The 13535-nt window shown below is 43.9% G+C and carries 14 protein-coding genes and 1 other annotated feature; of the genes, 12 read left to right on the top strand and 2 right to left on the bottom strand.

All coding sequences use genetic code 11. The features are described from left to right. Nucleotides 1-36: 36 nt before the first annotated feature. The 4 genes from NST45_RS20940 (at nucleotide 37) to rplT (ending at nucleotide 2705) form a co-directional block, all read left to right on the top strand. Nucleotides 37-1275, top strand: a complete 1239-nt coding sequence (locus NST45_RS20940; protein ID WP_036679513.1) for a glycosyltransferase family 2 protein — start codon at nucleotides 37-39, stop codon at nucleotides 1273-1275. A 78-nt stretch (nucleotides 1276-1353) separates the two neighbouring features. After that, nucleotides 1354-1498: a sequence feature (ribosomal protein L20 leader region), on the top strand. A 57-nt stretch (nucleotides 1499-1555) separates the two neighbouring features. Next, nucleotides 1556-2053 (top strand): translation initiation factor IF-3, encoded by a 498-nt coding sequence (gene infC, locus NST45_RS20935; protein ID WP_036679510.1) that lies wholly within the window; start codon nucleotides 1556-1558, stop codon nucleotides 2051-2053. A 60-nt stretch (nucleotides 2054-2113) separates the two neighbouring features. Then, complete coding sequence (rpmI, locus tag NST45_RS20930) at nucleotides 2114-2314, top strand: 50S ribosomal protein L35 (RefSeq protein WP_036679507.1); 201 nt, start codon at nucleotides 2114-2116, stop codon at nucleotides 2312-2314. 31 nt (nucleotides 2315-2345) lie between these two features. Next, nucleotides 2346-2705, top strand: coding sequence for a 50S ribosomal protein L20 (rplT, locus tag NST45_RS20925; protein ID WP_036679505.1), 360 nt, complete (start codon nucleotides 2346-2348; stop codon nucleotides 2703-2705). Between the two features lie 129 nt (nucleotides 2706-2834). Here the strand turns inward: rplT and NST45_RS20920 are convergent, their stop codons facing one another. Beyond that, complete coding sequence (locus NST45_RS20920) at nucleotides 2835-3377, bottom strand: acyl-CoA thioesterase (protein WP_052096840.1); 543 nt, start codon at nucleotides 3375-3377, stop codon at nucleotides 2835-2837. Nucleotides 3378-3686: 309 nt separating this feature from the next. Here NST45_RS20920 and NST45_RS20915 point away from each other — a divergent pair, with 309 nt between their 5' ends. The 5 genes from NST45_RS20915 to NST45_RS20895 all read left to right on the top strand — a co-directional run bounded on the left by NST45_RS20915 (nucleotide 3687) and on the right by NST45_RS20895 (nucleotide 8991). Then, nucleotides 3687-4736, top strand: a complete 1050-nt coding sequence (locus NST45_RS20915; RefSeq protein ID WP_036679503.1) for a BMP family ABC transporter substrate-binding protein — start codon at nucleotides 3687-3689, stop codon at nucleotides 4734-4736. A 179-nt stretch (nucleotides 4737-4915) separates the two neighbouring features. Beyond that, a complete protein-coding gene (locus tag NST45_RS20910; protein ID WP_036679500.1) occupies nucleotides 4916-6454 on the top strand; it encodes an ABC transporter ATP-binding protein in 1539 nt (512 codons plus the stop codon). Further along, entirely contained in the window at nucleotides 6447-7520 is a 1074-nt protein-coding gene (locus NST45_RS20905; protein ID WP_076107269.1) for an ABC transporter permease, read from the top strand. The genes NST45_RS20910 and NST45_RS20905 overlap by 8 nt, the downstream gene beginning before the upstream one ends. Next, entirely contained in the window at nucleotides 7521-8477 is a 957-nt protein-coding gene (locus NST45_RS20900; protein ID WP_036679496.1) for an ABC transporter permease, read from the top strand. Nucleotides 8478-8661: 184 nt separating this feature from the next. Then, nucleotides 8662-8991, top strand: a complete 330-nt coding sequence (locus tag NST45_RS20895) for a hypothetical protein (protein WP_038569211.1) — start codon at nucleotides 8662-8664, stop codon at nucleotides 8989-8991. Between the two features lie 22 nt (nucleotides 8992-9013). Here NST45_RS20895 and NST45_RS20890 read toward each other — a convergent pair whose 3' ends face one another. Continuing rightward, a complete protein-coding gene (locus NST45_RS20890; RefSeq protein WP_036679492.1) occupies nucleotides 9014-9460 on the bottom strand; it encodes a GNAT family N-acetyltransferase in 447 nt (148 codons plus the stop codon). Between the two features lie 591 nt (nucleotides 9461-10051). On the opposite strand from NST45_RS20890, the gene ilvB reads away from it, so the two are divergent. The 3 genes from ilvB (at nucleotide 10052) to ilvC (ending at nucleotide 13449) form a co-directional block, all read left to right on the top strand. Beyond that, on the top strand, nucleotides 10052-11794 hold the full coding sequence (gene ilvB, locus NST45_RS20885) for a biosynthetic-type acetolactate synthase large subunit (protein WP_339823666.1): 1743 nt from the start codon (nucleotides 10052-10054) through the stop codon (nucleotides 11792-11794). Continuing rightward, complete coding sequence (gene ilvN / locus NST45_RS20880) at nucleotides 11791-12279, top strand: acetolactate synthase small subunit (protein WP_170914191.1); 489 nt, start codon at nucleotides 11791-11793, stop codon at nucleotides 12277-12279. The genes ilvB and ilvN overlap by 4 nt, the downstream gene beginning before the upstream one ends. Nucleotides 12280-12456: 177 nt before the next feature. Further along, nucleotides 12457-13449, top strand: coding sequence for a ketol-acid reductoisomerase (gene ilvC, locus NST45_RS20875; RefSeq protein ID WP_036679485.1), 993 nt, complete (start codon nucleotides 12457-12459; stop codon nucleotides 13447-13449). Nucleotides 13450-13535 lie beyond the last annotated feature (86 nt).

Genomic DNA, 13535 nt, shown 5'->3' with positions numbered 1-13535 from the left:
AACACCAAGAGTGAAAAAAGGGGGCATCAAAAGGTCATGACAGACGCACTGTTTGTTACGCTCCAAGTGATCTTGGCAGCAATCGCAGTCTATCAGTTTACGTTTTCATTATTCGGGCTGCACAGGAAAAAGAAAAAGACGCAGTATAAGCCGGAAAAATCTTTTGCCGTACTTGTTGCCGCACATAACGAGGAAGAAGTTGTCGGCGCATTAATGGAGAATCTGAAGCAGCTTAATTATCCATCAGAACTGTACGATGTATTTGTAATTTGTGACAATTGTACAGACGGTACAGCTCGCATCGTTAGAGAACACGGCATGAACGCTTGTGTCCGCACCAATGCAAATCTGAGAGGTAAAGGCTACGCAATAGAATGGATGCTTAAAGAGCTGTGGGCTATGCCGCGGCAATATGATGCTGTTGTCATGTTCGATGCCGATAACTTGGCGCATACTGAGTTCCTGATGGAGATGAATAATGATCTTTGTTCAGGTGCACGAGTAATCCAAGGTTATATCGATACCAAGAATCCAGAGGATTCCTGGATTACAGCTGCTTATGGTATTTCGTACTGGTATATTAACCGTTTGTGGCAACTTTCACGCCATAATTTAAATATGGCTAACTTCCTTGGCGGAACCGGAATGTGTTTTGAGACCACACTTCTTAAAGAAATGGGCTGGGGAGCTACAAGTTTGGTCGAGGACTTGGAGTTTACGATGCGTAGTGCAGCACATGGTGTATATCCTAAGTTCAATTATGATGCAAAGGTATTTGATGAGAAGCCGTTAACCTTCAAGGCCTCCTCAAGACAGCGTCTGCGTTGGATGCAGGGGCACTTCACTGTTGCTCGCCGTTATTTTTTTCCATTGCTTTGGCAAAGTATTAAAGAACGCAGCTTAACGAAGTTTGACCTCGCGCTTTATGGAGCGAATGTATATATTGTATTGCTCACTTTTTTAATGACGGCGGTAATGTGGGTGGATATGGCGTTCTTTAACGGACCGAATATCGCTAACATTTACGGCAGCTTGCCGATCTGGCTCAGCTTCCTAGCTATTGGCGCCAATCTGGTGACTTTTGGTATTGCGATGGCATTAGAGAAGGTTACGTTTAAGAAAGTGTATGCTTATCTTGTATTCTTCCCGATCTACTTGATCTCGTGGTATCCGATTACGTTCTATGCGTTCTTCACGCAGAACAATAAGCAATGGAGCCATACCAAGCATACTCGCGTAGTACGACTTGAAGAGGTACAAAGTAAGCAGGTATAAAGTTCACGAAATTTCTGCATAAAAGGATTGACACCCCAAATAGTGTGGTGTATAGTATTCAAGTACGCAAATCATAGGGATTGCAAGAAGAAGCACCTGCTTCTCACCTGACTGGCATATTCGCCGGCTGGTTTTGATCTCAATGCTTTATGAATGTTAATGTTCATGAACGTTGATCAAACACGGGGTGTCGGGTGTTACCGGCACCCCTTTTTTATGGAGTTACGTGAGAATAGTTGTTAAAAAGATCCGGAGGTGGAGAGTTATCAGTAAGGAACATATGATCAATGATGAAATTCGGGCCAAAGAGGTACGGTTGGTTGGTGCGGAAGGTGAGCAAATCGGAATTAAACCGATCCGCGAAGCGCTGCAAATGGCGATCGATCTTAATCTGGATCTAGTCAATGTAGCACCACAGGCTAAGCCGCCGGTATGCCGCATCATGGATTACGGCAAGTTCCGTTATGAAACGCAGAAGAAAGAGAAGGAAGCGCGTAAAAACCAGAAGGTCGTTGATATCAAGGAAGTCTGGTTCCGTGCTAACATTGAGGAACATGATTATCAAACTAAGTTCCGCAATGTGATCAAGTTCTTGGGTGAGGGCGATAAAGTGAAGTGCTCCGTACGTTTCCGCGGACGTGAGATTACACACGCGAATATCGGCCAAAAAATCCTCGAACGAGTGAAGAACGAAGTGGCTGATATATCTGTTGTTGAGCGCCAGCCAAAGCTGGAAGGCCGCAGCATGATTATGATTTTGGCTCCTAAAGCTCAATAAATCTGGAGTCACTTGCTTATCTGCAATTTGGCGCCGCATAATATTCAAGGAGGAAACACCATGCCTAAGATGAAAACACACAGCAGCCTGAAAGGCCGCTTCAAAATTACCGGAACTGGTAAAGTAACACGTTACAAAGCTCACAAAAACCACTTGCTGTCCCACAAATCTAAACGCGCTAAGCGCGTTCTGAACGGAAATCCAGTAATGGCCCCTGGGGATGTAAGACGTTTGAAACAAGGATTGGCTAACTTGAAATAGTTTATTACACATTTTTGGGAGGTTTATTAATATGGCAAGAGTTAAGGGCGGATTTGTAGTTCGTCGTAAACATAAAAAAGTGTTGAAATTGGCAAAAGGTTATTTCGGTTCTAAACACCGTATTTTTAAAACAGCTAAAGAACAAGTAATGAAATCGATGGTTTACGCTTACCGCGACCGTCGTCAAACTAAACGTAACTTCCGCAGACTGTGGATCGTTCGTATTAATGCAGCAGCTCGTTTGAACGGTCTTTCTTACAGCAAGCTTGTATACGGCCTGAAATTGGCTGGTGTAGAAGTTAACCGTAAGATGCTGGCTGATCTGGCTGTGAATGATCTTAACGCATTCAACTCCTTGGCTGGTATTGCTAAAGAGAAAATCAACGCGTAAGTGTTGTAATATAACCGAAAAGCACCGCCTGCGGGTTGCCCATGCAGCGGTGCTTTTTTGTGCGGTAAGATAGGTAGGAAGCAGCATTGGGTTTCCCTACATAAAAGAAAAAGCTCTGCGGATGCAGAACTATTCCCAATACTTTATGGTATTTAATTGAGCAGCGAGCTTTTTGCTGATGTTGCGGCGTACTTTTCGCAGCTCGGAACGTTCATTAGCGGATTCATTGATCAGCTTCTCTTCGTCTGTCTCTGGGATAATAGCTGGAACCGGAGTAGGTGTGCCATCCTCTTCGACTGCGACAAAGGTTAGAAATGAAGTGGCAGCGACAGCGCGCTCTCCAGTATATAGATTTTCTGAAATGATCTTTACAAACACCTCTATGCTTGTCCGTCCAGTCCAGGAGACGAAGGATTCAAAACATACGGAGTCAGTAGGCCGAATGGGTCTCAAGAAGTCTACAGAGTCTGTAGAGGCTGTGACGACGTTAGTTCGACAATGGCGCATAGCTGAAATGGAGGCTACTTCATCGATGCCGCTCATAAGCTTGCCGCCGAATAATGTTTTGTGATTATTGACATCATTAGGGAAAACGCGTCCGGTTTTGAAGACACGGGATTCACGGCAATATTTGAAGGCCGGTGATGTTTGTGGATTTATTTCTTCGGTCATGATCTGATAACTTCCTTTCAGTGCAATTACTAAGGAATCATAATAATAGAAAACACTTAAGTGTGCAATAATATTTGTAATGTGTTGGAATACTATGCAGAGTAAAATCAGGGTTTCTGACATTAACCAGACATAACTGTAACATGCTATGTCATGGAAAGCGGTTACTTGCTAAAAAGTGCAAATTATTATTGACCTGAGGTCATTTATGCACTGGATTTTAGATTTTATTGCAGTTATAATTTGAACTAATGGAATGTCCAAGCAGAACACAGAAGACATCCAATATTTTAAGGGGGATTACATTCAATGAAAAAAGGTTTAAAGCTATCTCTTGCAATGTTGCTGTCTCTTACAGTCGTTTTGACAGGCTGTGGAAACAACAATAACAACGCCGCTAAAGGTGAAACTAATGCAGGAACCAATGCAGGAACAAACGCACCTAAATCCGATTTCAAATTTGGTATGGTTACTGACATTGGTGGCGTAAACGATAAATCGTTTAACCAATCCGCATGGGAAGCATTGCAAGCTCTTGAAAAAGAAACAGGTAGTGGCGTTAAGTACTTGCAAAGTAAATCAAATGCTGACTATGAGCCAAACCTTAACTCCTTCGTTAAAGATGGATACAACTTGACTTGGGGTATTGGTTTTGATCTTGGCGACGCAATTAAAAAAGTAGCTACTGAGAACCCAAATGCTAACTTGGCTATCATTGATAGCGTAGTTGAAGCTCCTAACGTAGCTTCCGTTACTTTCTCCGAAAATGAAGGTTCCTTCTTGGTTGGGGTGGTTGCTGGTCTGACTACAAAAACTAACAAAGTTGCATTCATCGGTGGTCTGGAAAGCCCTGTAATCAAACGTTTTGAAGCTGGCTTTAAAGCTGGTGTAGCAGCAGTTAACCCTTCAGCTAAAGTAACACCTACTTATGCTGGTGGTTATGACAAACCAGACGTTGGTAAATCTCTTGCAGCTACATTGTATAACGACGGAAACGACATTATCTTCCCTGCTGCTGGACAAACAGGAAATGGCGTATTCAACGAAGCAAAAGCTCGTAACAAAGCAGGCGGTTCTAAAGTATGGGTTATTGGTGTAGATAAAGACCAATCCATCGAGTTTGGTACTGACGTTACTTTGACTTCCATGATCAAACGTGTAGACGAAGCTGTTCTTAAAGTTTCTAAAGAAGTAATTGACGGTACGTTCAAGGGTGGTACTACAACCGTTCTTGGTCTGAAAGATAATGGTGTAGGTATTTCTGATACTAAGGACAACGTTTCTGAAGAGATCCTGGCTAAAGTTGAAGAATACAAAAAACAAATCATTGACGGAACAATCACTGTTCCTTCCGAGTAATAGTTAGTCTCCATTTATTGCATTACAATAAGGATCAAAGAATAAGGCCGGTGTTGTGCTGGCCTTATTCCTTGTTAAAGCACTGGTTATGATATGAGGAACATAGATATACCGCCTTACAAAGGGCGGTACATCCGTGTCTATAAGGTAGTTATATATTCTGTGATGAGGGTGATTCCATGAGTGCTGCGGCTCCTGTCGTAGAGTTGAAGCAAATCACAAAACGCTTTCCCGGTATTGTTGCTAACGATTCCATTAGCTTGACGCTTAAAAAGGGTGAAATTCTTGCATTGCTTGGTGAGAATGGTGCAGGCAAGTCCACTTTAATGAATATTGTATTTGGATTGTATCAACCGGATGAAGGCAGTATTGAAATCGACGGGAAACCGGTTATTATTGATAACCCCAATAAAGCTATTGAGCTTGGTATTGGTATGGTTCATCAGCATTTCAAGCTTGTGGAGCCTTTTACGGTGACCGAGAATATTGTTCTTGGGATGGAGCCGAAAAAAGGTCTTAAAATTGACTATAAATCCGCTGCGGAACAGGTTCGGAAGCTATCGGAGCAATATGGCCTGCAAGTGAATCCAAATGCCGTTATTCATGACATTTCGGTAGGTATGCAGCAAAGGGTAGAGATTATGAAGACCCTGTACCGTGGAGCGGATATTCTCATATTTGATGAGCCGACCGCAGTACTTACGCCTCAAGAAATTACGGAACTCATGGCGATTATGAAGCGGCTTGTTGCAGAGGGAAAATCCATTATTTTGATCACGCATAAGCTTAAAGAAATCATGCAAATATCTGATCGGGTCACCATTATTAGACGTGGGAAAGTAATTGATACTGTGAATACCGCAGAGACTAATCCTAATGAGCTAGCTGAAAAAATGGTTGGGCGTGGCGTAACTTTCAAAGTGGACAAGAAAGCTCCTGAGGTTGGCCAATCTGTACTCAAACTGAAGGATGTCAGCAGTAAGAGTAAAGACGGGGTTTCCGTACTGGATGGTCTTAGCTTTGAAGTTAAAGCAGGGGAAATACTCGGGATTGCTGGCGTAGATGGCAATGGACAAAGTGAGTTGATCCAGGCCATTACAGGTCTGCGCAAAATTGATTCGGGTTCGATTACCGTGTCTGGCAATGAAATTGCTAATTTATCACCGCGGAAGGTTTCAGAGATGAATGTCTCTCATATTCCTGAGGACCGCCACAAGCATGGGTTAGTGCTTGATTTCACCATGAGTGAGAATATGGTTTTGGAAACCTATTATAAGAGTCCTTACAACAAAAATGGCTTTTTGCAAAATGATGTCATTGATAAGTACGCAGCGAAGCTTATAGAGCAATTTGATGTACGTACACCTTCAATAGAGACCAAAGCCCGTTCTTTATCCGGCGGAAATCAACAGAAAGCGATTATTGCGCGGGAAATAGATAAAAATCCGACATTGTTAATTGCCGCACAACCTACACGCGGTCTAGATGTTGGGGCTATCGAATTTGTTCAGAAGCAACTCATAGCTCAGCGTGATCAAGGAAAGGCTGTTCTACTTATTTCCTTTGAATTGGACGAGATTATGAACGTCTCTGACAGAATCGCTGTTATCTATGAAGGGAAAATTGTCGGTGAAGTGTTCCCGCAAGATACGAATGATCAGGAACTGGGTCTTATGATGGCAGGCAGCTTGCAGCGGGGAGGTAAGGCAGTTGAATAAGTTCAAAAAAATCTTCACAACTGACAGCTACATCGTTCCTCTGGTTGCCATCGTGCTTGGTTTTCTTGTGGGAGCAATAGTTATGCTTCTGGGCGGTTATGATCCGATAACTGCTTACTCCGCACTGTTCAAACGGGTGTTTGGTAATTTGTATAACTTTGGTGAAGCTGTGCGCGAAATGACACCATTAATGCTTACAGGGCTAGCCGTAGCTTTCGCATTCCGTTCAGGGATGTTTAATATCGGGGCAGATGGCCAAGTAATGATTGGTATGACAGCGGCAACAGTGGTGGGTATTAAGATGGCAGGTCTGCCGTCCTTCCTGCTTGTCCCGCTTGCTGTAATTATTGCGGGTGTCTGCGGTGGTTTATGGGCAGGGATTGCCGGTTATTTGAAAGCAAAACGTGGGATTAACGAAGTTATTACCACAATCATGTTAAACTGGATCGCTCTTTACCTGTCGAATTATATCGTTAGAAACTTTTTGTTGCTTCCAGGACAAAATCGTTCCGAGGATATTCCGGCCTCACTTTCCATGACCTTTTTGAATTCGATATTTGATAATGCACGTCTACACTGGGGTACAGCTATTGCTCTTGCTGCAGCGGTATTCTTCTATGTGTACTTATGGAAGACCAAGCAGGGCTACGAAATGCGTGCAGTTGGTTACAATCCACATGCTGCCGAATATGCAGGGATGAATGTTGGACGTAACGTTATGAAGGCAATGTTCATAAGTGGTGTATTCGCCGGTCTGGCCGGAGCAGGAGAGGTGCTTGGTGTATTCCATTATCAAGCTATTTTCGCGGCATCGCCAGGATATGGATTTGATGGTATCGCCGTTGCTCTTCTTGGTTTAACACATCCACTTGGTGTTATTCTGGCTGCGATTCTCTACGGTACGCTGACTTATGGTTCTGCGGGTATGAGTTTTGCTGCAGATGTTCCACCGGAGCTTATTCGTATTGTTATTGGTTCAATCATATTCTTTATTGCGGCACAAGGGATTGTGCGCTGGGTGCTTAAGCCCTTTTACTTCAAGCGCAAGAAAGAGAAGGTGTTATAGATGGATCTGCAGACGTTAGGTCAACTGCTTAATACAACGCTTGTTTTTTCCACAGCGCTCATTTTTGCCTCACTTGGCGGCATCTTCTCTGAACGTTCCGGTGTCGTAAACATTGGACTTGAAGGTTTGATGATGTTTGGTGCCTTTGCGGCAGCAGTAGGCGGTTATTATGCTCAGGACGCTGGAATGGGCGAATGGGCTCCTTGGGTTGGTGTACTCTGTGCTATAGCTGTTGGTGTGCTAGGCTCACTAATTCATGCGGTTGCATCTATAACCTTTAAATCTGATCAGACGATTAGTGGTACGGTTATTAACTTTTTAGCTGCAGGCAGCACGCTCTACATGGTAAAGCTCCTGTTTGATGGATCTGCTGAAACTCCGATCATTGACGGATTCAGCAAGGTTGCAATTCCTGGGCTCTCCAAAATCCCAGTGATTGGTGAAGGGATTTTTAATTCCTATCCTACAACTTATTTGGCCATAATACTGGTCATCGTTATTTATTTGGTTCTGTTTAAGACGCCATTTGGATTGCGTTTGCGTGCTGTAGGTGAGCATCCAAGTGCTGCAGATACACTAGGTGTAAAAGTTAATCGGATGAGATATATCGGTGTAATGTTGAGTGGATTGATGGCGGGTATTGGTGGGGCTACAATCACTTTAACAACGACCGGAACCTTTGGACATAATACAATCTCTGGTCAAGGTTTTATCGCCATTGCAGCGATGATCTTTGGGAAATGGAATCCACTTGGCGCCTTTGGTGCAGCGGTATTCTTCGGATTCTCCCAAGCGATTCGCAACTATGTTCAATTGTATGAGTGGTCACAAAATATTCCTCAAGAGTTTATCTTTATGATCCCTTATGTACTGACTATCATCGTACTGGTAGGGGCTGTAGGCCGTTCCTCTGCTCCTAAGGCATTAGGACAGCCATACGATCCTGGTAAGCGATAGAAATGTAACTTTTCAAAGCCGTATTTCCGGTCTTTTCCCGGAAATACGGCTTTTTTATTAGGATCAGCAAGGATAAACATTGAGGTAGGAGGGCAAGTGTACAGGCGAAGGTCCTTTCCAACGAATAGACTGTTTTGTAGATGATGCGAATGAGAGGCGTACAAAACATTTAGGAGGGGATCATATGACTAAGCCAGTTACGAAGAAGCAAGTTATGAGACTCGTAGGTAAGCAGATCATTGCAGTAAAAAAAGACGGTACTCAGGTGACAGGTAAACTGCTGCGTGTATCCGGAAATCGTCTGATATTACAACGCGTAAGTGGTAAAAAAGTACAAACCAAAGCAATCATTCCTTTAGTGTTGTTTGATTTGCTTGCCATTGGTACAGCACCTTATGCTTTTGGTAGTGGCTATGGCGGTGGAGTACCTTATGGTGGAGGTCCTGGCTATGGCAATCCTTATGGAGGCTATGGGTACGGAGGCACACCCTATCCACCTTTCGGATTCTTTTAAGTTCAGTTGAGTTTTGATTTAATTAGATGAACCTTTTTTCCAGTTCGTAACAGAAGCTTAGGGATTGATAACGGGCTACGCTGTAGCCCAATTTTTGATAAAAGGCAAGAGCTGCTGTATTTCCTAAATCGACGGATACCTTAGCCCGATGACATCCGCGTGATAGTGCAAATCGTTCTGCTCGATCCATGAGCATATTCCCCAAGTGTTTGCGCCGTGCTGCGGGTGCTATGGCTAACATATCGATATAAAGTAAATCACCATGCAGCAGGAAATGGACAAACCCCATTGGATCACTCTCATAGTCGGGACAGGCGACTAAGGTGATACCGTGTCCCAGACGACGGGGGATATCTTTTTTGATTTTGGCAATTTCAGTCTTTGGCAAATGAGATAATGGTACAAGCTGTCGCTCGATTAAATCAAGGATAATGACGTCATCCTGCTTGGGTCGACGATAACGGATCATAGAGCGCCCCCTTTCTACGCATTGTCGTACATCATATGTCGGGAGCGGGGTGGGGGTTCCCAGCACGTAGAAGTAGGAGTTGTGACAATATTAAAAATAAGGGTATTGACTTATCCATGTTAGGAATCATATAATGTGTCTAAACATTTTATCGAACATACATGTATCGGCAATGATGAGGACGAAGTTTTAAGGGCTCTTTTGCTCAGAGAGTGTGAGGATCTGCTGCAACCTCCACCGAAATCCCTTATATACGAGCTCACCTCGGAGCTGTTTTCCTGAAAGGTCCACTGGCTAGAGTGGTGGAATTATTAGGGGAAATCGTTTAGTCCGCGTTAGGGACTTCAGGTTACAGAGATTAGGGTCCTTGCCTACATCGATGGATTTTTGTATACCTGATAAGGCGTTGCATCGCGAGATGTAATGCAAACATGGGTGGTACCACGGAAGATCAACCTTTCGTCCCTCACGCGCTAATACTGTGCGTGGGAGGCGAAAGGTTTTTTTGTTTTATAAGGAACCATTTGCTGATGTATAAAGGACGGTCCGTCATTTGCATAATGAATGTTAAATATCGGAGGAGGAATACTGATGAGCGCGCAAATACCGGAATTACGGTCTACTGAGCAGTTAAAAGAAAAATGGATGGAGCCGGAGGTCATTTCCGGTTCCGAGATATTACTCCGCAGCCTTGTATTAGAAGGTGTAGACACTGTATTCGGATATCCGGGTGGAGCTGTATTGTACATCTATGATGCATTGTACGGTTTTACGGATTTCAATCACGTGTTAACACGTCATGAGCAAGGTGCTATTCATGCAGCTGACGGTTACGCTAGAGCAAGTGGCAAACCAGGGGTATGTATTGCTACCTCGGGTCCCGGAGCAACGAATCTTGTAACAGGTATTGCTACAGCATATATGGACTCCACTCCATTGGTTGTAATCACAGGTAACGTATTCTCCAGCCTGATCGGTACAGATGCTTTCCAGGAAGCAGACATTACCGGGATAACGATGCCAATCACTAAGCATAGCTACTTTGTAAGAGATGTTGAGGATCTCCCGCGTGTTATACATGAAGCTTTCCATGTGGCGAATACCGGTCGTAAAGGTCCAGTGTTGATCGATATTCCGAAAGACGTGTCAGCAGCGAAGACGTTGTTCACACCAGTGAAAACAGTGAATCTTCGGGGCTACAATCCTTGTACAGTTCCAAACAAACTGCAGCTTGATAAATTGGTTCGTGCGATTGCGGTTGCTGAACGTCCGATTATCATTGCAGGTGGTGGAGTTATTTACTCCGGAGCACATGAAGCTATGTTCGAATTCGTGAAACGGACAGAGATTCCAATTACTACAACCTTGCTGGGTCTCGGAGCTTTCCCTAGTGCAGAAGAACTTTGGATGGGAATGCCGGGTATGCATGGTACGTATACCGCGAATAATGCGATTCAACAGTGCGATTTGCTCATTAATATCGGTGCACGTTTTGATGATCGTGTTACTGGCAGACTGGACGGCTTCGCGCCAAAAGCCAAAATCGTGCATATCGATATAGACCCTGCAGAAATCGGGAAAAATGTATCGCCTGATATTCCGATTGTAGGCGATGTGAAAACTGTATTGGAAATGCTGAATCCTGAGGTTGGCCGCGCATCTAATGCTGATGCTTGGAGAACACAGATTGCTCAGTGGAAGCTAGATCAGCCGCTTCGGTATAAGGATTCAGAAACAGAGCTTAAACCACAATGGGTGATTGAAATGATCAATGACACCACTAAAGGTGAAGCGATTGTCACAACGGATGTTGGTCAGCATCAAATGTGGGCTGCACAATACTATAAGTTCAATCATCCGCGTTCATGGATTACTTCAGGTGGTCTTGGAACGATGGGCTTCGGATTCCCGTCAGCTATCGGTGCACAGATGGCACATCCTGAACGGTTGGTAGTATCGATTAATGGTGATGGCGGCATGCAAATGTGTTCCCAAGAGCTAGCAATATGTACGATTAACAATATACCAGTCAAAATTGTAGTAATTAACAATCAGGTGCTTGGCATGGTTCGCCAATGGCAGAATCTTATCTATGATAAACGTTACAGCTTTACAGATCTCGCAGGCAGTCCGGACTTCGTTAAGCTGGCTGAGGCCTATGGCGTAAAAGGTCTACGGGCGACGAATAAGGAAGAAGCACGTGATGCATGGCAGAAGGCACTGGAAACACCGGGTCCAGTATTGGTAGAATTCGTTGTTCCAAAAGACGAGAATGTCTACCCGATGGTAACTCAAGGTTCAACCATCGATCATATGCTGATGGGGGATGAATAACAGTGACAAGACATACGATTTCTGTACTCGTAAATGACCAGCCGGGTGTGCTTCAACGGGTGTCGGGTTTGTTCGGTCGCCGCGGATTTAATATTGAGAGTATTACGGTTGGCCAGTCTGAAGAGGTTGGATTGTCCCGGATGGTTATCGTTACTCTTGGAGACCAGCATACGCTTGAACAAATCGAGAAGCAGCTCTACAAGTTAATTGATGTAATTAAAGTCGTTGATCTTGGATCTAAGCCAATGGTTGCTCGTGAGCTGGCTCTGATTAAAGTGAATGCTGATCCAAGTGAGCGTCCGGAAATTATGGGCGTTGTAGAAACCTTCCGGGCTTCAGTTGTTGATATTGGCAGCACTACATTGTTAGTACAGGTAGTTGGAGATACAGTGAAGATTGATGCGATGATCGAGCTTTTGAAACCTTATGGAATCAGAGAGCTGTCTCGCACGGGTATTACGGCTATGGTACGCGGTAACTCTTAAATATTTTATTTTGCGACTTTAACGGATTACTGCTTGATTGCATTAATCTGATATGATATGAATGAACTTCCCGCTAAAGAGCGGGAGCTTGAGGAGCAGCTAGATCTTCTATGAATCCAGTTCTCTTGAAGCACCCGCTCTTTATGATGGGTCTCAAATTAAAGGAGGATATTGACAATGGCAGTTACAACGTACTATGAACAGGATGCAGAACTTAGTGTATTAAAAGGAAAGACAATTGCGGTAATCGGGTACGGTAGCCAAGGACATGCCCAAGCACAAAACCTGCGTGACAGTGGTCTTCAAGTTGTCATCGGTCTTCGTGAAGGTAAATCTTTTGAAACTGCGAAAAATGACGGTTTTGAAGTATTGCCAGTTGCTGAAGCAGTATCCCGTGCAGATGTTGTGCAAATTCTAATGCCAGATGAAACACAGGCTTCGGTATATAAAAATGAAGTAGAACCAAACCTCAAAAAAGGCGCAGCTTTGATGTTCTCCCACGGATTTAACGTACACTTTGGACAAATCGTTGCTCCTAAAGATGCAGACGTGCTGCTTGTAGCACCAAAATCTCCAGGTCACATGGTTCGTCGTACTTATGTTGAAGGCTTTGGCGTTCCTGGCTTGATTGCTATCGAACAAGATGCAACTGGAAAAGCTAAAGAAATCGGTCTTGCTTATGCAAAAGGTATCGGCTGTACACGTGCAGGGGTTATCGAAACTTCTTTCCGTGAAGAAACCGAAACTGACTTGTTCGGTGAACAAGCTGTACTTTGCGGTGGTGTATCCGCACTGATCAAAGCTGGCTTCGAAACATTGACTGAAGCAGGATATGCTCCTGAAATGGCTTACTTCGAATGTCTGCACGAATTGAAGCTGATCGTTGACATGGTATACGAAGGCGGATTGTCCAGCATGCGCGATTCCATCAGTAACACTGCTGAGTACGGTGACTATGTAACTGGACCACGCATTGTAACTGAAGATACTAAAAAAGCTATGAAAGCTGTTCTGACAGATATTCAAGAAGGTAAATTCGCTCGTGACTTTATCCTTGAAAACCAATCCGGACGTGCTTTCCTTACCGCTACTCGCCGCAACGAAGCTGCTCACCCAGTAGAAGTTGTAGGTAGCCAATTGCGTGAAATGATGCACTGGATTAAGAAATAATCATAATCATACTTATGATTAAATAGTATTACCTTCAAATGCGGCCGTGACTTTGCGAGCCGCATTTGAGAGTTTCAGCACAATTT

This window comes from Paenibacillus sp. FSL R7-0163 (genome assembly GCF_037969975.1).
In the GTDB taxonomy this organism is placed as follows: domain Bacteria; phylum Bacillota; class Bacilli; order Paenibacillales; family Paenibacillaceae; genus Paenibacillus_AQ; species Paenibacillus_AQ odorifer.
This window is presented reverse-complemented; position numbering and strand designations above follow the sequence as displayed.

Bases quoted from the DNA above. Each gene is read 5' to 3' on its own strand.
- NST45_RS20900 (WP_036679496.1), top strand. From the start codon at position 7,521: ATGGATCTGCAGACGTTAGGTCAACTGCTTAATACAACGCTTGTTTTT.
- NST45_RS20940 (WP_036679513.1), top strand. From the start codon at position 37: ATGACAGACGCACTGTTTGTTACGCTCCAAGTGATCTTGGCAGCAATC.
- NST45_RS20910 (WP_036679500.1), top strand. From the start codon at position 4,916: ATGAGTGCTGCGGCTCCTGTCGTAGAGTTGAAGCAAATCACAAAACGC.
- NST45_RS20915 (WP_036679503.1), top strand. From the start codon at position 3,687: ATGAAAAAAGGTTTAAAGCTATCTCTTGCAATGTTGCTGTCTCTTACA.
- rplT (WP_036679505.1), top strand. From the start codon at position 2,346: ATGGCAAGAGTTAAGGGCGGATTTGTAGTTCGTCGTAAACATAAAAAA.
- NST45_RS20890 (WP_036679492.1), bottom strand. From the start codon at position 9,460: ATGATCCGTTATCGTCGACCCAAGCAGGATGACGTCATTATCCTTGAT.
- ilvC (WP_036679485.1), top strand. From the start codon at position 12,457: ATGGCAGTTACAACGTACTATGAACAGGATGCAGAACTTAGTGTATTA.
- NST45_RS20920 (WP_052096840.1), bottom strand. From the start codon at position 3,377: ATGACCGAAGAAATAAATCCACAAACATCACCGGCCTTCAAATATTGC.
- rpmI (WP_036679507.1), top strand. From the start codon at position 2,114: ATGCCTAAGATGAAAACACACAGCAGCCTGAAAGGCCGCTTCAAAATT.
- NST45_RS20895 (WP_038569211.1), top strand. From the start codon at position 8,662: ATGACTAAGCCAGTTACGAAGAAGCAAGTTATGAGACTCGTAGGTAAG.
- infC (WP_036679510.1), top strand. From the start codon at position 1,556: ATGATCAATGATGAAATTCGGGCCAAAGAGGTACGGTTGGTTGGTGCG.
- ilvB (WP_339823666.1), top strand. From the start codon at position 10,052: ATGAGCGCGCAAATACCGGAATTACGGTCTACTGAGCAGTTAAAAGAA.